Genomic DNA, 19,458 nt, shown 5'->3' with positions numbered 1-19,458 from the left:
CCCTCATACCGCGTGCCCCCGGCGGCGCAGCAGCTCGCTGATCGCGTCATCGATGCTCAGGCCCTGCGCCCGCAACTCGTCGATCGGTGCGTTGTCCTCCAGCTTGTTCGAGAACAGCAGGTGGGTCGCCGGGTCGAGGATGTTGCGTGCCACGCCTTCGCCGACCGGCGAGGAGATGTACAGCTCCGAGAACACGCCCGGCTCGGTGCGCAGCGAGTTCAGCAGCCGCTTCTTGGCCTCGTCCATCGACAACCGCCCCTTGCGGTCCAACATCTCGATCGACTCGGGCTTCTGGCGTAGCAGGAAGACCCAGTCCGAGCAGTTGAAGGCCGCTTCCATCTGCGCCGAGCCGTAGTAGTCGTCGGCGCTCTGCGTCGCGGTGCCGAGCGAGCCGCCGTACTTGCGCGCGCGCCGCGCGGCTTCCTCGACCACCGCGGCCTTGACCGGATCGTCGGCTCCGATGTCACCGAGCTGCTGCTTGAGCTCGTCGATGAACAGCACCTTGCGCCGGTTGCGCGTCAGGTACATCTCGCCGGTGATCTGGTGCAGCAGCAGGATGTTGACCACCGCGTGCAGGTCGGGCCGTCGCTTCAGCTCCTCGTTCTCGATGACCACAAAGTCGTTCGCGAAATCGACGTTGTTGCGGCCCTCGAAGAAGCGCTCGTACTGGCCGCCCCTCGCATAGGGATTGAGCATGATCGCGAGGTCCTTGATGCGCGCGTCCTCGCGCACGCCCAGCTCTTCGATCGTCCCGGTCTTGAAGGCGTCGCGCAGTGCAGTGACGGTAAGTGCATTGCCGTGGGCCTTGAACAGCTTGAGCACCATCGCCGAGATCGCCTTGTACTGGACCTCGTCCAGCGGCCGTGACATCGAGGCCATCTTCGAGATGGCCGGCACCAGCATGTCGATGTCTTCGTTGATGTCGACGATGTTGGAGAAGGGGTTCAGGCAGATGTCCACCTCGGGCTTGAACTCGATGTAGGTGCCCTTGGCCTTGCGGCACAACTTCTCGAAACTGCGACCCAGGTCCAGCATCCACACCTTGGCGTCGATGGCGCGGTAGGACCAGGCCATCTCGTTCATCAGCACCGACTTGCCCGAGCCCGGCGCGCCGATGATCGCGAAGTTGTAGTTGCCCAGATCGTTGTCGAACAGGTCCAGCGTCATCAACTGGCCGCGCCGGCCGCCGAAGACCAGGGCCGGTGTGCGTGTGCCGCGCCACTCGCCGATCAGAGGTGCCAGGTGGATGGCGTTGGCCATCGTCTTGCGCGAGACGCGGCGCATCTTGGCTAGGTCGCGGTGGAAGCGCTCGGACAGCGTCATCGGCAGGCTGGCCAGCAGCGCCTGCCGGTGCATGTAGGTGTCGGCATTGAGCTGGAACCCCCGCCCTCGCCAGATCGCGTTGGCGGTCTCGTGGGCCGACACTGCGCGGCCGGGTGGTGAGAAGATGGCGAGTTGGTGGTACAGGCTGACCAGGCTGCCACCGGTGTCGATGGCCTCGGCCGCGGCGGTCCAGTCCTGGAGCTTCTTGCCCACGTCGGGCATCACGTCGGCCATCTTGCTCTTGGCGTTCTGCGTCGCGCGCACATGGTTCGCGGTGACGATCGACTTGGTGACGTTGGGGTCGAGCACGTGCACGCCCATCGTCAGCAGGAAGGGCGCGGTGTACTGCAGCGCCGGCTGCATCAGGTCGCCGATCAGCGAGCCCATCTGCCACAGCGCGAAGCGTTCGGGGAAACTCTTGATCGAGTAGAAGCGCGCCTCCAGCACGTCGGCGGCACCTTCCTTCCACAGCGTCAGGCCACCCGGGTGGGGATCCTGGATGGTGTCGAAGTCGACGATCTGGTCGCGGATCTCGCGGCCATCGTCGTAGTGCAGGTTGGGTGCATCGGTCTGCGAGATGCGGTCCGGGTTGGTGAACAGCGCACACCAGTTGATCAGGTCGGCCGCGTCGCATACTTGGTTCGGCAGCGAGGCGGAACGCAAAGTCGAGCCCACCGAGTCGCGCAGCGTCAGGATCTCGTCACGCCGGTTCAGGTCTTCCGCATCGCCCGGCAGGCTCACGCTCAGCATCAGCCGAAAGTCCCGGATCGTGTAGTGGAAGCCCGTGGTCAGCGAATGCTGCGCGCCGTACAGGAGATGCCCCACGCGTTGACGCGCCAGGCGCCGGAACAGGTTGTCGTTGCGGGCAGGGCGGCCCCAGTGCTGGGCCTTGTCGGCCTGGTCAACGTCCTCGACGCGCAGGTTGGCGTAACGGCGCAGTTGCTCGCGGATGTGCGGCGAGGCGAAGAGGTGGAACTGCAGCCCGGTGCCCGGCGGGCAGTTGGCGTACAACGAGATCAGCACTTCGGCCATGCGCTCGTCGGCACCCGACTGCGGCATCAACTCGAGCATGAAACCCAGGCTGTCGCGGTTGACGAAGAGTTTCTCGGCCGCGAGGTAGGCGGAGTAGGGAAGCCAGGCGGCGAACTGCTCGGCAGGTGTGTCGATCGTTCGGCCGAAGCCGAACAACGGCGGGTGCGCGTGCTGGCCAACGATGCGGTGAAGGGTGGTGGTGTTCATGCGAGCGTCCTCACTCAGTGGTGTCACCACCGCGCGGTACTGGGGCCGTGGGCGTTTGCGGGCCGGGGAAGGTGCCCTCGCCAAGAGGTCGTGGTGTGCTCTTGAGATGGGCGGGCAACGGCGTCGCGTCCTTGCCGTCGGCGGATGTGACACGCGGCGGCGCCTTCAGCGGCGCGTAGGCATCCCGAATCTGCCGCTGCACGTGCTCGATCTGCCACTGCCCGGCGTCGATCTGGACGTAGACGTAGCCCTGGTCGTACAGGTCGTGGTCAGCGTCCTCCCAGGGTTTGAACCACAGGCGCAGGATGCTAGGCGACGATCGCAAGGAGACCGGGGTGGGCGGAAGGCTCGCCGTCACGCCGGGCGCGCTCGCCGCGGTCATCGGAGGGAGCGGCGAGACCGAGCGCTCGGACGATTCAGGCGCGGTGCGACGCTGCCGCTGGCTGGGCAGGTTGTTCTGCACCGCGTTGGCGTAGGTGCCGGACACCGAGTCGCAGGTGACGCCTTCCGGGGCCTTGCAGGCGTAGCTCGAACTGCCGCTCAGACCCGACATGCTGGTGCAGGCGGGGAGCACGAGCACCGCACTCACGAGCACCGAGAGATGGGCGAGGTGACTGGGCGCCCTCATGGCCGCGACTCCGTGGCGTTGGCCTGTTTGAGCCGCGCTTCAAGCACGCCGCGCTCGACGTATCCGTCGGTGCGCGTGCCATCCGACCAGATCAGCGTCGGCGTGCCTTGCACGCCCAGCCGGCGGGCCAGCGCCAGGTTGCGTTCGACCGGGTGTTCACAGGTGGCACCGGTGCTCAGTGCTGTCGAATCGCCCTGCAGCATGTAGCGCTGCCAGGCCTGTCCACGGTCGGCAGCGCACCAGATCGCGATCGGCTTTGCACTGCCCTGGAACGGCACCAGGAAGGTGTAAACCGTGACGTTGTCGAGCTTCGCGAGTTCGGGCTCCAGTTGCCTGCAGAACGAGCAGTTGGGGTCGCTGAAAACGGCGAGCCTGCGCTGCCCGCTGCCGCGTACCGTCTTGATCGCATCGGCAAGCGGCAACTGGTCGAAGGCCACCTTGTCGGCCGTGGCGTCGGCTTGTGCCGAGGGCGCGGACCGGGAGGCGGATGCCAGCTTGGGTCCGGTCAGGTCGCGCATCGTCTGCGTGTCGAACACGCGGCCGAACACGAAGTAGCGGGTGTTCTTCGCCGAGACGTAGGCGACGTTGCCGTTCATCCAGACCTCGTACAGGCCATCCACCGGCGAGCGGGACACCGCGGTGAATTGCGTGCCGGGATGGGCTTTGCGCAGCCGGTCGAGCAGCTTGGCTTCGTCGGGCGTCGCGGCCAGGGCCGCCGGGACGGCGGTCGCGAGCAAGGCCCAGCCGAGTGCTGCGCGCCATGAGACGCGCGCAAGTTCAGTAGTCGCCGTCATTGGAAGGCTCCAGGTAGCGGGTTTCGGGGGAGGGGTTGGGGCGTGAAGCGCTGCCCGCGTCGAGCGAGGCCGTCATCGGAACGTCGATGCGCACGCCCTTGGTGATCACGACGTCGATCTCGCGGCCGGCGTCCACCTCGATCACCGGGAAGGTGTTCTCTGCCAGCTTGATGTAGTACTGGGCGAGCCGGTCGAGCGCCTTGCCCACGCCGCTGCCGAGCCCGGCGCGGTAGGCGTCGGCGCCTGAAGCGCTCGCGATCGTGCCGAGCGCCGAGGTGCTGTAGCTGGTCGACGCGGTGGCGACGCCCTGGCCGATGCCGCTGACCACGCCGGCGAGCAGGGCGTTGGCGAGCATCTGGCCCTGCTTGGTGACCAAGCGCCCCCTCATGCCGACCTTGCCATCCTCGCCGTAGACGCTGCCCTGGATCTTGACTTCGAGCGTCGCACCGTCGCCGCGCACGCAAGACAGGTTCTCGGTGCGCAGGTAGGCGCGCTCGGAGCTGATGTCGCCGTAGCCTGCGGCGATCACGAAGCAGTCGCGGTATTCGCCGCGGAAGCGGTTGGGCAATACCGAGTTGTCCGACAGGCGGATCAGGATCGGATGCGGATTGGACTGGGCCTGCCCGCCGGTGGGCGCGTCGAGTCCGCCCAGCAGCGTGCCGCGCGTGAAGCTCACCGGCAGGAAAGTCGAGACGGTTCGTGCCTCGGCGGCTGCGGGCGAAGACGCGGCGGCCTGAACCGTCCCGTCCGCTGGCTTGGTCCGTTCGCTCAGCGTGACGCGCGTGAACGTCGAGGCGGCGTTGGGCGCTGGGGCCGGTGCGGGGAAGGGCATGCTTGGCGTACCTGGCACACCCGGCGGCATGGCGCCGCTCGGCGACGACGACCTGATCGGAGGCGGCGGCAAACTGGCGGCCGGAGGCACGCCCGGTGCCGCAATCGGTGACGGTGACGGTGGCGGTGCCGCCGGCGCTGGAACCGAAGCGGGAGGCGTCGCCGCCGCCTGTGCCGCCGACGTGAGCCGCTGCTCGAGTTCAGCGAAGCGCTGCATCGTGCGTGCCTCGAAAGCCTGGCGATCCTTGTTGAGCCGGCCTTGTTCTTCGCGCTCGTTCTCGTACTGGGCGAGCTTGCTGCCTGCGGTGCCCACCCACTGATCCACCGGGTTGACCTGCTGGCCTGGCGGCATCACGCCGATGTTGGTGACGGCACTGGGCGTCCCGGTGGTGGTCTTGCCGGCCTTGTCCTTGCCGCTGTCGCCGGTTGAGGCGAACACGAGCCACAGCAGCCCGACGCCCACGAACAGGATGCCGCCCAGCATGGCGTATTGGCGTTGCTTCGGCGACAGCCGCTCACTCATGCGCCGCAGTGCATCGCGCAGGGCCGCCGTGGTTTTGGGGACGGCGCCGTTCATCGTGCACCTCCGCGGCGAATCACGAACACGGCGGTGGTTTCGCCGGGGCGCAGGTTGTGGTGCTCGATCGCGACGCCAGCGACCTGCCCGGTGATGGCACTGTCGGGACGGTCGAACTCCTGCTCGGCGAGCACCATCACCGCCGGGCTCACGTTCTGCAGCTGGTATCGCTCGCCCACCAGGCCACGCCCTTCGTAGCGGCGCATCAGCGAGAACTTCGCTTCTGCCCAGAGCTGTACCGGCTGGTTCAACTCATCAACGCGGATGTCGGGCGGCACGCGATCCGAGGCCATCGCGAGCAGCAAGGCCTTCATCGCTCGGATGGGGTTCGCGGAGGGGCCTTGTGGACCCTGGGCCACGCTGGCCGAGGCCTGCACCGCACGCGGCGTCTTGTCGCGGATGACGATGGTGTCGGCCGGGGTGTCCGAGCGGCGCAGCAGCAGCGTGTAGGTGGCCTGCACCGACGAGACGAAGAGGTTGACCGGCTTGCTGGAATCGCCAACAGGCCGGACGTAGATCTCGCCCTTCTCGCGGTCGCACTCGAGCACGATCTCGCCGGCGGGATTGACCGGTGGGGTCGCGATGCCGGTGCTGGGGCTGGTCAGCGACTGCGTCGCAGCGCCGCAGTTGCTCGAATGGATGTTGCCGAACACGTCGGTGATCGGCGCACCGTCGATACGGATGCGGGTCGCTTCCTTGATCGACAGGATGGCTTCTACGGCGACCCCATCGCGGGCCTCAACGGTCTGCAGGGCGAGCGCTGGCGTCGCCGCTGTTGCAACAGCCAGCAGCAGGGCCAGGTGTTCGAGTGACCTCGACCGGGGATCGCGACGAGGCGTGACTTCAACGAGGGGCTGCATTGGGGATCTCCTTGAAGGTCTTCAGGTGCATGCGGCCGCCCGCATAGCTGAACTCGACCAGGTAGGCCTTGAGGTCGTTGGCGGTCTCCAGGCCATTGACGAGGGTGCGCAGCCGGCCGCGGACGACGACGTTCTGTGCGTCCTCGCTGGGCACCAGTTGCTGGGGCATGAAGACCGTGCTGGCGTTGATGCGCTTCAAGCGCGCGGCTTCCAGTTCCTGGCGTGTCTTCAGTGCCCCGTGCTGTTCGGGCTCGACGTAGCCGAGCAGGATGTCTTTCTTCCAGTCGATGGACGCGGGCGTCACGTCCAGCACCAGCCAGGCGATGAAGCTGCCCATCTGTTCGAGGTACTCGCTGCTGACCTTGTCGCGCTCGACCCAGAAGGACTTGTTGATCGAGGGCGGCACGACCAAGGTGCGCACCGAGCCGAGCAGGTTGAGGATCACCACCAGTGCGATGACCTGGCCCGCTGCGAGCGCGCCCACTGCCAATCCGAGTCCCCGGTTGCGGCGCCGCAATTCCTTGAGGTCGCCGTTGAGTCGATCGAAGTCCATGACGGGGGCTCTCGTGTCAACCGACCATGCGGCGGAGGTGCGAGGGCGGCGTGGCGCGCATCGCCGTCATCGGGCTGGTGGGCAGGTGCCAATACAGCCAGTGCATCGCGAAAGCCGGGTGCTTGTCGGCCTTGATGCGGGCGATCCAGCGCGAGGTGAAGTAGCCGGCCGCCGTGCACATCACGAAGGACAGCTTCGAGCCGGACATGTAGCCCATGAAGAGGCCGAACAGCAGCGGAGCCGCCACGTCGACGTCCCAGAAGCCGATCTTCCACTGGTCGTCCAGCCGCCTGGGGATGTAGGTGTTGGCGTGCATGCGGCCTCCGGGAGGTTGCGAGCCCGCAGCGTCAGATCACCGCGCCCATGATCGCGCCGGCGATCACGAGGCCGACGGCGGCGAAGATGGCGAGACCCACGTAGAACAGCACCGGACCGAAGTTGCGCAACGCGGACAACGAGATCAGAGCGACGACGAAGCCGACGAAGCCGACCAGGGCCTTGATGCCCGGGCCCAGCGCGGCGATCTGTGTCAAGGCCGAGACCATCGGGCCGGTGATGCCGGTGAAGGCGACCAGGTCGAGCGCGTAGCCGGGCATCGCGACGCACAGGCCGAGGGTGAGCAGCGCCAGCAGCGCGATCGCGGCCAGCGGTTTGCGGTTGAAGATTGGGGGACGAAGAACAGCATTGGTCATGGAGAACTCCGAAGGAAGGAAGAAGAGATCGAGGGGGAGTGGCGCGGTGGTTCGTGCCGCGGCAGGCGGGCCGCGAGCGGCCACCGGGAGGAGCCAGCGCGGTGGCGTCGGCCCGTCGCAGGCGATGTGCGGATGGGCCGTCATGGCGCACCTTCATCGCGTGGCGTGTAGACCACCTCGACGCGGCGGTTCCGTGCCCGCCCGGCGTTCGAGTCGTTCGGCGTCGCGTAGCAGCAGAGGCCCTTGGCATCGATGGCGATCCGGGCGGGAAGGTCGGGCGCCAGATCCAGCAGGTGGTCGCGGATAGCCAACGCACGTGCCAGGGCCAACGCTTCGTTGAGTGGCTCGCTGCCCAAGTCATCGGTGCGGCCGGCGATCACGATGCGATCGGTGCGCCGGAACTCGCCGATGGCGTTGCTCAGGAGGACCTTGTGCGCTGCGGTCAGGACCGCGCTGTTGGTCCCGAAATGCAGAGTCAGCCTATGGGGAGCAGGGGTCCGAGGCCCGGCTGGAAGAACGGTTGTCACGAGACCGATAGGACGCGGAATCACGGCCGCACCCGCGACGGCAGGTGGTGTTGCGACGATGGCCGTCAGCGTGACCGATGCAGACGTGGGCGCGAGCGTCTTTGGCGTGACCGACGGGCAGGCCGGCTCTATGCAGCGCGTGAAACGGGCGTTGTGCCCGAAGTCGACCTGGCTGATGTGCAGCGCCGCTGGCGCAGCCACTGCGGCGTGTGGCTTGCTCAATGCCTGGCGGTCTGAATTGAGCAGGCTGCAAGCGGTCAGCAACAGGCCCCCAACCAATGCGGCCGCGATGTACACGTGCGTGCTGCGACTCACGGCGACACCCGTGCGGTGAGGATCGGTGGACGCGCCGACTGATCAAGCTTCGCGTTTTGAACCGTAGCGATATGAGCGCCCGGCAGGCGTCGATAGACCTGCCAGGCGTAGCTGCTTCGGGCGGCCTGGCAAGCCGGGCCTTTGAGCTGCGTGCAGGCGGCGTTGTAGGCGCCGACGCCGTCCCAGCTGACGCCTTGCCGGCTGAAGGTTTGTGCCAGCAGCCAGGCGCCGACATGGATGCTGGTGCAGGGGTCGTAGAGGTCGCGTTCGCTGATGCCGTGGCGTGCCAGCGCCCGCAGGTTCGAGCTGTTGATCTGCATCAGCCCGATGTCGTAGCTGCCGGTGCGTTGGCGGTGGGTGAGATTGATGGCCTGCGGGTTCAGCCCAGACTCGACGCGGGCGATGGCGTAGAGCAACTGCGGTGAAACGCCGTAGCGCTGGCCGGCTTCGTCCCAACATGCGAAGGCGTGGCTTGGCAACGCCAGCAGCAACACCCGTCCCAGCAAAGCACGCATCCGCATGACTCACCCCAGCGAAGACCCATACGTGCGCGCGTCGTGGCACGACACACGCGGCGATGTCAGGGCCGGCAGCGCCGGCCAAGGTCTGGTTCGGGTGGGCCTCGGGCGCAGGACCGAGGCGGGGTGGGAGCAGGTGGTGTGCGGGTGAGGAGCGGGTGGAGAAGCGGAGCGGCGCGAGGCTTTCCCGGGACGCTGTATCAGTTCGGCGGTGCAGCCGTTCCCTGCGCGGCGCGGCGCGCCATGTTGACGCGGGCCTGTCGCAGCACGGCCTCGCCTGAAGCATCGGCTTGGCAGCTCAGGGCCACGCAGGCAGTGGTCAACTGGTCGAGCTGGAACTTCGGATTCGGATGGCGGTTCGCCGGTGAGCGCTGCAGCGCGAGCAGCAGCTCGTACTGTGCGCGCCACATCGACTCGCGACGACGCGCTGTTTGCGCAGGGCGCAGCACGAGCTCCGCGCCGAGGAACCGAAAGATGCGCAGCGCGGCGTCGTCACGCGTGAATACCAGCGAGACGCTGGCGCTGATGAGATCCGGGAACCGAAACGTCGGTGAGACGTTGGCATCGCTGCGGAGCAGACCGTAGAGCCAGTCGTGCTCATCCAGCCAGAGGCGGGTCTCGATGATGTCAGTCTGCTCTGTCGGCCGGGCCGTTGAAGTCGGCAGGTCTTGCAGCGTTGTCTGCGTAGCGGTGAACATGGCGCTAACCTCGGTCCGGATGTCTTGGGCTGCTCTTGCGAGCGCATGAACGAAGGGTAGGGGGCGAGGCCGGGCGTGTCTGCGTTGAATGGGGCGTTTGTGAGGGGGGTTTCGGGATCGGGGTCGCGTTGAGGAGCGTCCGATGTACCGAGCTTCGATGCTGGTTAGCACGTGCTCCTTTGAATCTGTCAAATCGAAGCAGTTGGTGGCGACCAAGCTAAGTCGGCCGTGGCCAATCCGGATGTCCTCTGATGTCACTCGGGCGCCCGCTATGTGCGATCGAGCAGCCGCTCACACACGTCAGGTGGCCTTCGCTTGACGGCCACAAGCAGCCGTTGGGTGGTGCGTCCGGAAGCGGACGTCGATTACCCAGACCAGCTCATTGCATCAAAGCTTCGATCAATGGGCAGGTGGGCGGAGCGGGCGTCGGCGCCTAGCTGAAGGGTAATCGCGTGTCGCCGAGGGCTGAACCTTCGACATGCGAAGCGGGGCCGGGACGTTAGCGGGCAGCCCCAGCAGTCGCATCTGCCTGGGCGATGAACGCCAGCAACGCGGGCGTCGACTGCTTCTCACGATGCACAACCAGATGACATTGCCGAAGCTGCCGCGGCAATGTCGTGGAGACGCGGCACAGACGTCCAGCCTCCAGCGCATCGTTCACTACCCAGGCGGACAGGCAAGCCACCCCCAACCCTTCCTGAGCGGCACGCTGGATGGCCTCCGAACTGCCTAGCTCGATGCTGCGCCGGTAAGAACGCAGGTGGGGCAGCAAGCTCTGGTCGGTGGCCTCGCGCGTGCCAGAGCCCGTTTCGCGAACCAGCCAGACCGCCTCACGCAGCGTGCGCAGGGGAATGCGATCGCCCGCCCGGCTTGACTGGGCCAGCGCACTGTCGGGCGCAGCCACGACCACCATCTCGTCTTGCAGCCAGGGGGTGATCACCAGCTCCGGCTGGTGGCTGGGCCCCTCGATCAGCCCCACGTCGAGTTCGAAAGCGGTCACGGCATCGCAGATGGCGGCGGTGTTCCCGATAACGACCTTCGACCGCCAGGCGGCGGCGCTGCCGGGCTGCTGTGCCCCCATGAAGCCAGCGAGCAGCTTGGGCAACACGTAGTTGCCAATCGTCGTGCTGGCGCCGATGCGCAGCGACTGCGCCTGCGCGCTGCCGTCGCGCGACATCTGCTCGATGCCTGCGGCGCCGTCGAGCAAAGCCAAAGCCCGCGGCAACAGCGCGCGGCCGTTGTCGTTCAACAGCAGGCGTTTGCCGGCGCGGTCGAACAGGCGCAGCGACAGCAGGCGTTCCAGCTCGTTGACGGCCGAACTGGTGGCCGATTGCGACAGCGCTATCTCAGCGCTGGCCGCCGTGGTGCTGCCGCTGCGCGCCACGGCGACAAAAATCTGCAGCTGACGCAGGGTGAGTCGAAGCACGTCCACGGTGATTGCCTTTGTTATCGATTTCGCAGGTACATCTTAGTCATACAACCCGTTGGACGGGTTGATTGCCAAGCTCTAAATTTGCCTGGCCGCTCGATCACGGGGCGGCGGCCCGCCGCGCCACCACCGGCATCTGGAGCCCGACATGCTGACCCTTGAACGAACAACCCCACGCCCCGCAGCACCCGGCCCGCTGGCCCCACAGGCGCTGCATGCCCTTCAATGGGTTGCTGCCCGGCGGCCAGTGGCGGGCTTCATGGGGCCGACCCGCGACGTGGCCCATGCCGTCTCGACCACCTTGGCCGCCGACAGCAGCATCGACCCGCAGGTGCTGCGCTGGATGCCGGTCGCAGTGCCGATGGCGGCCGTGCTGCTGTGCGCCGGCATCGCCTTGATCTGGGTGCTGGCGTGATGCACGCGCTGTCGACCTCACAAGCCAGCCCTGGCCCGTCAGCCGGCCACCGGGCAGCGCGGTTGCGCTTGCAGTTGGCAGCCCTGCTGCCCGGCCTGGCCTTGAGCGGCGCCCTGGCCGCGACCGGCATCGCGCTGGGCCACATCGGCTGGCTGCAGGACCACGGCTTCAGTGCGCTGACGCTGGCCATCGTGTTGGGCATGCTGGTGGGCAACACGGTCTATCCGCTGGTGCCGCGCCTGGCCGCGGCCAGCGGTGCCGGCGTCAACGTGTCCAAGCAGAACCTGCTGCGCCTGGGGGTCGTGCTGTACGGCCTGCGGCTGACGGTGCAGGACATCGGCCACGTCGGCATCGCCGGCGTCGCCATCGACGCGCTGGTGCTGGGCTCGACCTTCGCGCTGGCCTGCTTCATCGGCACGCGCTGGTTGGGCCTGGACCGCAAGACGGCGATGCTGATCGGCGCCGGCAGTTCCATCTGCGGCGCCGCCGCGGTGATGGCTGCCGAACCGGTGGTCAAGGCGCGCGCCGAGCAGGTAACGGTGGCGGTGGCCACGGTGGTGGTGTTCGGCACTCTGGCGATCTTTCTGTACCCGGCGCTGTTCGAGCTGAACCAGCACTGGGCGCTGATTCCGGGTGGCGCCAACGGCTTCGGCATCTACGCCGGCTCGACCATCCACGAGGTAGCCCAGGTGGTGGCCGCGGCGCGTTCGGTGGGCCCGGACGCGGCCAACTCGGCCGTCATCGCGAAGATGGTGCGGGTGATGATGCTGGCGCCGTTCCTGGTGATGTTGTCGGCCTGGCTGGCACGTGACGACAAACGCCACGCCCACACTTCCGCCGCCACGGGCCAGGCCCCAGGCAAGCTCGCCGTGCCCTGGTTCGCCTTCGGCTTCGTCGCGGTGGTGTTGTTCAACTCGCTGCAGTGGCTGCCGGCCTCGGTGGTGGCGGTGACCACCGAGATCGACACCGCGCTGCTGGCCATGGCCATGGCCGCACTCGGCCTGTCCACGCACATCGGCGCCATCCGCAAGGCCGGTGCCAAGCCGCTGTTGCTGGCGCTGATCCTGTTCGGCTGGCTCATCGTCGGCGGTGCCTTGATCAACCGCTGGGTACCGGCCCTGCTCGGCTGAAGCCTCGAATTCACGGCCCGACGGAATAAACCACGGGCTCTCCTCGTCCACCACAGCAAGCCTTTCCCTCTTTTCTCAACACTCTCCGAAAGACATCCCATGAATACCTTCTTCCGCACCACCGCGCTGGCCTGGTGCAGCACCTTCGTCCTCGTCGCCGCCAGCGTGCCCGCCAACGCCGCCAACGGCGCCGAAGCCACCCCGGCCCGCGTCACCTTCGACGGCCAGATCCGCAACAACTCGCTGGCGCTGAGCCCCGACGAGGCCACCGCCGTGGTGTCTTACAGCGAGCGCCCGGACGTCATCGTCTACGACCTGGCCACCGGTGCCGTGCGCGGTGTGCTGCGCGGCTACGTCACGCCGCGCAACATCGTGTTCGCGCCCGACGGCAAGAGCTTCTATGTCTCCGACAGCAGCCTGGGCACGGTGACGCGCCTGGACACCACCACGCTCAAGCCGCTGGCCACCGCGTCGACGCTGGCGGCCGGCCCCGGCGCCTTCGGCACCGCGCTCAGCAAGGACGGCAGCGCGCTGTATGTCAACAACCAGGCCAGCAGCACGGTGACGCGACTGGACACCGCCAGCGGGCAGGCCAAGGCGGTGATCACCGGCTTTGCGCAGCCGCGCCAGGGCGTGCGCCTGAGCCCGGACGGCGCGAAGCTCTACGTCACCAACTTCCTGGGCGACAAGGTGACCATCGTCGACACGCAGACCGACAAGATCGAGGGCGAGATCACCGGCTTCAACAAGATCCGCGCCATCTCCGTCACCGCCGACGGCAAGACCCTGTTTGCGGCCAACAGCGGCAGCAACAACATCGCGGTGGTGGACATCGCCGCGCGCCGCGTCACCGGCACCGTGCCGGTGGGCCGCGACCCCTACGGCGCCGCGCTCACGCCCGACGGCCGCTTCGTCTACTCGGGCAACTTGGCCGACAACACGGTGTCGGTGATCGACGTGGCCACGTTGAAGGTGGTCGCCACCATCGCCGGCTTCAAGCAGCCGCGCCAGGCCATCGTGTTCACGCGCGACGGCAAGACGGCCTACGTGCTGAACGAGGACCTGAGCATCTCCAAGGTCGAGCGTGCCGGGCAGCGAATCGTCGCCACGGTGGCCGCTGCGCAGGCGGTGGCGGCGTACTGAAAACCGGGAACTGTCAGAGAACCGGCGCACCGCACGACCGAGCCGGGGGCTTGCCGCTTCCGGTTCGCCCCGTTGTCGCCCCGCCCGCACAAAGGATCGAATGAAAACTCTGGCCAACCCCTGCCGGCGCCGCTTGGCGGCACTTTGTCTGGCCATGTGCACGCTGCCCGCCGCGTTCGCAGCTCAGGCCCAGACGGCCGCCCCGCCGGCGCTGGAACTCGTGGTGCTGGGCTCGGGCGGCCCGGGTGCCACCGGCCGCGCGGGCTCGGCCTTCGTGGTGTTGGTGGATGGCGTGGCGCGTGTTTTCGTCGACGCCGGCCCGGGATCTTTCGTGCGCCTGGGTGAAGCCAAGCTGGCGCTGGGTCGGGCCGACATCGTGCTGCTGACGCACCTTCATGTGGACCATGCCGGTGGACTGCCAGGCCTCTTCAAGGCCCGTGCGGTGTCCAACCGCGGGCCGGTCGATTTCAAGATCTTCGGGCCGGCAGGGCGGCGTGCGCTCGATGCCGACGATGCCGACTTCCCGGCCACCAGCCGCTTCATCGACCTCTTGTTCGGCAAGCAGGGCGCCTTCGGCTACCTGAAGGACTTCTCGGCGCCGCTGCGCTTTCAAGTGAACGACATCGACGCACCCGCCACGGCGTCAGCCCTGCCCGAAGTGCGCACGGTGTTCGATGAGGGCGGCCTGCGCATCAGCTCCGTGGCCGGCCACCACCGCGACGCACCGGCGGTGGTCTACCGCATCGACCACGCCGGCAAGAGCATCACCTTCAGCGGCGACATCGACGCCAGCTGGCTGGCGGGTCTGCGGCGAATCGCCCAAGGCACCAGCCTGCTGGTCTTCAACAGCGTGGTGCTCGACCCACCCGGCTCGCCCGACGTGCTGTACACCTTGCACACGCCACCCAAGGCCATCGGCGAAGTGGCCGATGCGGTGCGCGCCGGCCAGCTGCTGCTGAGCCACCTGTCACCTGCGCTCGACGCGCAGCGTGATGCCGTCAAGGCGTCGATTGCCGCGCACTACGCCGGCGGGGTGGTGTTTGCGCAAGACGGTCAGCGGCTGGCGCCCTGAGGCGCGCAGCCGCCGGCGATAGTGCCGGTACCGGCCCCCAGTTCGACGCCCGTGCCCACCGACCCCACGAAGGTGATCACGCGAGCCATGCCGTCGGGCCGCAGGAACACGGCGGCGTCGAACTTCATGCGCTGGCCGACCGATGGGCTGCCGCTCACGAAACCTTCGGTGCCGACACCGCGGTCCAGGCCCCGCAAGTAGAAGGCGCCCTCCGTGGTGCCGAGGGCGTCGGCAAAGGTGCCCGAGAAGCTGAAGGTGTCGCTGGCCGGGTCGTAGCCGGCGAACGCGCTCGCCACATCCACGTCGCCGTTCTGCGGACCGATGTACGTGGGCAGTAGGTTGCCAATGGGGTCGGTGATGCCTTGCGCCAGCGCACCGGTCGCGGCGGTGAACAAGCTGGCCAGCAGCAGGAAGGTCAGGGTTCGCTTCATCGGAGCAATTGGTGGAGCGTGTCGGGCGGGTCAACTGCCGATGGCGTGACAGAAAAAGTTTTTGCGTGGGCCGGAATAGACCGCCTGCCGGCGCCGTCTGCCCTTGTGTCGGGACCTCATGGACCCTTCATCCACCACCGACCACCCTCACCTCACATCAAGCCTTCAACGGAGCCCTCCATGTTCAAGACATTCGCCTTTGCCGCCACCGCCCTGACGCTTGCCGCTGGCAGCGCCTTCGCCGCCCCTTCCGACGACGCCCGCACGCACTTCCAGGCCATCGCTTCGGGCGACACCCAGATCGTGATGCGCGCCTACGCCGACCAGGCCCAGCTGAACTGGGTCGGCGGCCCGCTGGACGGCACCTACGCCACCACCGACGCCATCCGCGGCACCTGGGAAAAGTTCGGCAAGGCCGTCGGCCCGCTGAAGCTCACCATCGGCTCCATCGAAGAATCGGCCAACCCCAAGGGCTCGACGGTCTCCGCCAACGTCGTCTTCGAAGGCAAGATGCCCATCAAGGTGCGCTACGTGCTGACCTACCGCGAAGGCAAGATCGTCAGCGAAACGTGGCAGATCGACCCCAAGTTGAACGTCGCCCTGGCAGCCACGGCCGAAACCGCCGGCAAGACCGCGACCTACTGATCCACCAGCGCCGCGCCGAAGGCGGCCTTGTTCATGCCAGTGCACGCTGGCACGGCGCTGCCTGCAGGCGCATGCCGGCTCGGTTCACACGGCGTATCGACAACGGAATACCCGCAAGCGCCCGTGCGTCTACCCGTTTGCAGTGGTCGAGCCACTGCTCACCCATCCCCCCAGGAGTTCCCCATGCGACACCCGCTTTCCAAATTTTCGGCCGTGCTGATGCATGCTGCCCTCGCGGCCGCGGCAGGCCTTGCTTCACTGCCCGGCCACGCTGCAGACGGCGCTGAATCCCTGACGTATCCGAACATCATCAAGATACGGGACGGCATGGGCGCACGCGGCGACCTCGCACCGATCGCACGCATCGTCTCGCCGCTGGCGGATTCGCAGATCGTGCCGGGCGAAGGCCGCATTGGCGCAGGCAGCGTGAATGGCACCGGCTTCGTGTTGAACATCGAGGTCGTCACGCGCGACGCGACACCGATCGCCGCGAAAGAATCGCTCAACAGCAGAAACACCGCGCTGCTCGGCCAGGTCAACCCGAACATTCCGGGCCTCTATGTCTTCCTCGACACCGACCTCGTCAAGCCCGACGGTGGCGTGATCCCGAAGAACACCAACCTGGCGAACCTCTTCAACATCCTGGGCACCGACGACACGCCGGGCGCGGGCGTGACGCTGTGGCTGGGCTGGCACGTGCTTGAATCGCTGCCGCTCGACACGAACCGCTTCAACATCACCACCGCCGTGGTCGACACCGCCGGTCGGATCGGATTCGACCGGGTCTCGATGGCGGTGCTGCGCGGCGGTATCACATCGGGGCAGGCACTGACGCCCCTTCCGATCGATGTGTTCGATGACGGCATCGACGACGCGGACGGACCGGAGGTGACGATGATTGCGCCCCGCGTGCCGTCGCGTGTGTCACCTGGGCCGCAAACCGGCAATCCGACGCCGCCTGCGAATGCATCGCTGTTCTTCATTCAAGTGGCGGCGCTGGACCGCTCGCGTCACGGCATCGGCGTCAGCGAAAACGGCCAAGGCACGGCGGCCCGCTCGGTGTTGGGAACCATCCTGGATGGCAGCCAGATCCAGAACCCGATCACGCATCCCAGCAACGGCACGAACCGCAATTTCCCGGGTCTGAACGTGACCTTCGACGTGCCCTTGCGTCAGCCCAACGGCAACGTGGTGCCGGCGGGCTCGAACCTGGCGCCGATCTTCAACGTTGCCGGCAGCGAGCTGGACGCTGACGGCTATGTCGTGACGACGGCCGATTGGGTGGTGGGGGGATCGCTCCTGATGCCTGCGGGCAAGCGTTCGGTCACGATCACCGCCCGGGTCACCGACAACGCCAACCGCACCCGCAGCGTCAGCCACGTCGTGGGCATCAGCCCGGTCGAGAACGGCCAAAACCTGACGCCCGCACCCTGAGAACGAGGCCGCGCGGCTCCGACCATGGAGCCGCGCTGGACGCACAGGGCAGCGGCAGCCTGCCACCCTGCACAACCAACACCCCATCTTTTTTCACGCCTGCGGAATAAAAGGCCTGAGCGTGCCGTCTGCCCCGATGTGAGCAACATCTCACCCACGCTGCCCGATCCGCCACCACCTCCACGGAGCTTCCCATGTTCAAAACCCTCGCCATCGCCGCATCTGCGGCAACTTTTTTGGTCACTGCCGGCTGTGCCAACATGGTCGAGCCGCCTGCCAAGGCGCCCGCCATGTTGTCTGGCGGCGCGCTCGTCACACCCGCTGGCATGACCCTCTACACCTTCGACCAGGACGTGGCGAACAGCGGCAAGAGCGCCTGCAACGGCGGCTGCGCCGCGCTCTGGCCGCCGATGATGGCCACCGCCACCGACCGGACCACGGGTGCCTACAGCATCGTCACTCGCGACGATGGGTCACGCCAGTGGGCCTACAAGGGCAAGCCGGTGTACACCTACAAGGCCGACCAGAAGGCCGGCGACCGCAGCGGCGACAACTTCAAACAGGTCTGGCACATCATCAAGGAATGACGCCTGTACACCCGCCTGCACACCCAGCTTCGCGCGGGCTCACCCCATCTTCAACATCTTGATGAACGACGACCATCAACTGCTGAGCTGGGTGCCGCGCCTGCGCCGCTATTCCCGGGCGCTGGTGAACAACCGTGACGACGCCGACGACCTGGTGCAGGACACGCTGGAGCGGGCCTGGGCCAAGTCGGGCCTGTGGGGCGGCGTGGCGGACATGCGCGCCTGGCTCTTCAGCATCATGCACAACCTGCACGTCGATGGCGTGCGCCGGCCCAGGCTGCACACCGTGACCATGGACGATGACACCCCCGAGGTGCCGGTGATGCCGACGCAAGGCGACAGGTTGGCGGTGCTGGACCTGCAGGCCGCGCTGGACCTGCTGCCCGTCGAGCAGAAGGAAGTGCTGCTGCTGGTGGCGCTGGAAGACATGGCCTATGCCGACGTGGCGCAGGCCCTGGGCATTCCCATCGGCACGGTGATGTCGCGCTTGTCGCGCGGCCGTGAGCGCCTGCGCGGCCTGATGGAAGGTCGTGCCGAACCCGTGCGGCTGAAGGTCGTCAAATGAATGCATTGCGAAGCACCCTATGAGTACCGATCGCCCATCGCCGCCCACCCTCCCGCCCACCCCCCCGGTCACCGAGGCCGAGCTGCATGCGTTTGTCGATGGCCGTCTGCCCGCAGAGCGTGAGGCCGAGATCGCCGCCTACCTGGCCGCGCGCCCCGACGATGCGCAGCGCGTCGAGGCCTACCGTGCGCAGAAGCGCGAGCTGCACGCCCTGTTCGACCCCGTGCTGGACGAGCAGCCGCCGCAACGCCTGCTGAAGTCGGCGCGCCCGCGCGCCGTATCGCCGACGCCTTGGTACCTGCAGCGCTTGGCCGCCGGGCTGGCTATCGCCGTCATCAGCGGCGCCACGGGCTGGGGGCTGCGCGGCGTCGGACCTGGAACAGCCGGTGACGATGCAGCCCGCATGGCGGCTGTGCAACCGGCCCCAGGTGGTTTGACTTTGGTGTCTGCGGGTGGCTTCGCGCAGCGTGCCGCCGTCGCGCACGCGGTCTACAGCCCCGATGTGCGCCGGCCCGTGGAAGTGGACGCCGCGCACGAAGACCAGCTCGTGGCCTGGCTGTCCAAGCGCATGGGCGCGCCGATGAAACCGCCGCACCTGCAGGCGCAGGGCTACACGCTGGAAGGCGGGCGCCTGCTGCCAGGTGGCCAGGGGCCGGTGGCTCAGTTCATGTACCGCAACGAGCAGGGCAGCAAGCTGACGCTGTACGTGTCCAATGACGTCGCTGACGTGGGCAGCGCCGCGGGCTCGGGCGGGGCCGCGAAACCGGATGCGAAACCGGGTGCGAAGAACGCTGACACCGCCTTCCGCTTCGCGCAGGAAGGCGCCGTCAACGTGTTCTATTGGGTCGACGGGCCCTTCGGCTATGCGCTGTCGTCCGACGCCGACCGCAGCGTGCTGGCGCGGGTGTCGGCCGAGGTCTACCAACAGCTGGGCGCACCGCGCTGAAGGCCACGGCAAGTCCCGCAGCGCAGGCGGTTTGCACCGCCATGGAATGAATTGGCCTGAAGCGCGCTCTTTGCTGCGAGCGCCTGACGCACCGACACAGCCCTTC

Annotated in this window: 22 protein-coding genes; 9 read left to right on the top strand and 13 right to left on the bottom strand. The window is 67.4% G+C overall.

What is annotated here, in order from left to right:
* Window positions 1-3: 3 nt before the first annotated feature.
* The 12 genes from traC to ACWH49_RS01640 form a co-directional block, all read right to left on the bottom strand.
* Window positions 4-2,562, bottom strand: coding sequence for a type IV secretion system protein TraC (gene traC, locus ACWH49_RS01695; RefSeq protein ID WP_448169870.1), 2,559 nt, complete (start codon window positions 2,560-2,562; stop codon window positions 4-6).
* A 10-nt stretch (window positions 2,563-2,572) separates the two neighbouring features.
* The gene (locus ACWH49_RS01690; RefSeq protein WP_448169869.1) at window positions 2,573-3,190 is read right to left on the bottom strand and encodes a TraV family lipoprotein; all 618 of its coding nucleotides are present in this window, start codon (window positions 3,188-3,190) and stop codon (window positions 2,573-2,575) included.
* Entirely contained in the window at window positions 3,187-3,927 is a 741-nt protein-coding gene (locus tag ACWH49_RS01685; protein WP_448169868.1) for a DsbC family protein, read from the bottom strand. Before ACWH49_RS01685 ends, ACWH49_RS01690 begins: the two co-directional genes overlap by 4 nt.
* 40 nt (window positions 3,928-3,967) lie before the next feature.
* The gene (locus tag ACWH49_RS01680; protein WP_448169867.1) at window positions 3,968-5,392 is read right to left on the bottom strand and encodes a TraB/VirB10 family protein; all 1,425 of its coding nucleotides are present in this window, start codon (window positions 5,390-5,392) and stop codon (window positions 3,968-3,970) included.
* A complete protein-coding gene (locus ACWH49_RS01675; protein WP_448169866.1) occupies window positions 5,389-6,252 on the bottom strand; it encodes a type-F conjugative transfer system secretin TraK in 864 nt (287 codons plus the stop codon). The genes ACWH49_RS01680 and ACWH49_RS01675 overlap by 4 nt, the downstream gene beginning before the upstream one ends.
* Complete coding sequence (gene traE / locus ACWH49_RS01670) at window positions 6,236-6,805, bottom strand: type IV conjugative transfer system protein TraE (RefSeq protein WP_448169865.1); 570 nt, start codon at window positions 6,803-6,805, stop codon at window positions 6,236-6,238. Before traE ends, ACWH49_RS01675 begins: the two co-directional genes overlap by 17 nt.
* A 16-nt stretch (window positions 6,806-6,821) precedes the next feature.
* Window positions 6,822-7,121: a type IV conjugative transfer system protein TraL gene (gene traL / locus ACWH49_RS01665; RefSeq protein WP_448169864.1), complete on the bottom strand. Its 300-nt coding sequence runs from the start codon at window positions 7,119-7,121 to the stop codon at window positions 6,822-6,824.
* A gap of 31 nt (window positions 7,122-7,152) precedes the next feature.
* On the bottom strand, window positions 7,153-7,641 hold the full coding sequence (locus ACWH49_RS01660; protein ID WP_448169863.1) for a hypothetical protein: 489 nt from the start codon (window positions 7,639-7,641) through the stop codon (window positions 7,153-7,155).
* Complete coding sequence (locus ACWH49_RS01655; protein WP_448169862.1) at window positions 7,638-8,339, bottom strand: OmpA family protein; 702 nt, start codon at window positions 8,337-8,339, stop codon at window positions 7,638-7,640. The genes ACWH49_RS01660 and ACWH49_RS01655 overlap by 4 nt, the downstream gene beginning before the upstream one ends.
* Complete coding sequence (locus tag ACWH49_RS01650) at window positions 8,336-8,854, bottom strand: lytic transglycosylase domain-containing protein (protein ID WP_448169861.1); 519 nt, start codon at window positions 8,852-8,854, stop codon at window positions 8,336-8,338. The genes ACWH49_RS01655 and ACWH49_RS01650 overlap by 4 nt, the downstream gene beginning before the upstream one ends.
* Window positions 8,855-9,057: 203 nt before the next feature.
* On the bottom strand, window positions 9,058-9,555 hold the full coding sequence (locus ACWH49_RS01645) for a hypothetical protein (protein ID WP_448169860.1): 498 nt from the start codon (window positions 9,553-9,555) through the stop codon (window positions 9,058-9,060).
* A 499-nt stretch (window positions 9,556-10,054) separates the two neighbouring features.
* Window positions 10,055-10,987, bottom strand: coding sequence for a LysR family transcriptional regulator (locus ACWH49_RS01640; RefSeq protein ID WP_130966406.1), 933 nt, complete (start codon window positions 10,985-10,987; stop codon window positions 10,055-10,057).
* A gap of 145 nt (window positions 10,988-11,132) precedes the next feature.
* Here ACWH49_RS01640 and ACWH49_RS01635 point away from each other — a divergent pair, with 145 nt between their 5' ends.
* The 4 genes from ACWH49_RS01635 (at window position 11,133) to ACWH49_RS01620 (ending at window position 14,744) form a co-directional block, all read left to right on the top strand.
* Window positions 11,133-11,399 carry a hypothetical protein gene (locus ACWH49_RS01635; RefSeq protein ID WP_031943569.1) on the top strand — a complete coding sequence of 89 codons (267 nt, stop codon included), beginning with the start codon at window positions 11,133-11,135 and terminating at the stop codon, window positions 11,397-11,399.
* Window positions 11,400-11,461: 62 nt separating this feature from the next.
* Complete coding sequence (locus ACWH49_RS01630; RefSeq protein WP_130966547.1) at window positions 11,462-12,529, top strand: YeiH family putative sulfate export transporter; 1,068 nt, start codon at window positions 11,462-11,464, stop codon at window positions 12,527-12,529.
* 99 nt (window positions 12,530-12,628) lie between these two features.
* Entirely contained in the window at window positions 12,629-13,672 is a 1,044-nt protein-coding gene (locus ACWH49_RS01625) for a beta-propeller fold lactonase family protein (RefSeq protein ID WP_448169859.1), read from the top strand.
* 154 nt (window positions 13,673-13,826) lie between these two features.
* Window positions 13,827-14,744, top strand: a complete 918-nt coding sequence (locus ACWH49_RS01620; RefSeq protein ID WP_130966405.1) for an MBL fold metallo-hydrolase — start codon at window positions 13,827-13,829, stop codon at window positions 14,742-14,744.
* Here ACWH49_RS01620 and ACWH49_RS01615 read toward each other — a convergent pair.
* Entirely contained in the window at window positions 14,726-15,175 is a 450-nt protein-coding gene (locus ACWH49_RS01615) for a hypothetical protein (RefSeq protein ID WP_031943573.1), read from the bottom strand. The genes ACWH49_RS01620 and ACWH49_RS01615 overlap by 19 nt on opposite strands.
* Window positions 15,176-15,355: 180 nt before the next feature.
* On the opposite strand from ACWH49_RS01615, the gene ACWH49_RS01610 reads away from it, so the two are divergent.
* From ACWH49_RS01610 to ACWH49_RS01590, 5 genes are all read left to right on the top strand, one after another.
* Window positions 15,356-15,820 (top strand): nuclear transport factor 2 family protein, encoded by a 465-nt coding sequence (locus tag ACWH49_RS01610; protein WP_004306473.1) that lies wholly within the window; start codon window positions 15,356-15,358, stop codon window positions 15,818-15,820.
* Between the two features lie 183 nt (window positions 15,821-16,003).
* Window positions 16,004-17,254: a hypothetical protein gene (locus ACWH49_RS01605; RefSeq protein WP_448169858.1), complete on the top strand. Its 1,251-nt coding sequence runs from the start codon at window positions 16,004-16,006 to the stop codon at window positions 17,252-17,254.
* 260 nt (window positions 17,255-17,514) lie between these two features.
* Window positions 17,515-17,841 carry a COG4315 family predicted lipoprotein gene (locus tag ACWH49_RS01600; RefSeq protein WP_051495650.1) on the top strand — a complete coding sequence of 109 codons (327 nt, stop codon included), beginning with the start codon at window positions 17,515-17,517 and terminating at the stop codon, window positions 17,839-17,841.
* A gap of 61 nt (window positions 17,842-17,902) precedes the next feature.
* Entirely contained in the window at window positions 17,903-18,406 is a 504-nt protein-coding gene (locus ACWH49_RS01595) for an RNA polymerase sigma factor (RefSeq protein WP_031943581.1), read from the top strand.
* Between the two features lie 19 nt (window positions 18,407-18,425).
* A complete protein-coding gene (locus ACWH49_RS01590) occupies window positions 18,426-19,352 on the top strand; it encodes an anti-sigma factor family protein (protein ID WP_056261458.1) in 927 nt (308 codons plus the stop codon).
* Window positions 19,353-19,458 lie beyond the last annotated feature (106 nt).

The sequence above is a fragment of the Rhizobacter fulvus genome, from assembly GCF_964020785.1.
Note: the sequence above shows the minus strand (reverse complement) of the source record. Positions and strands in the feature narration are given on the sequence as shown.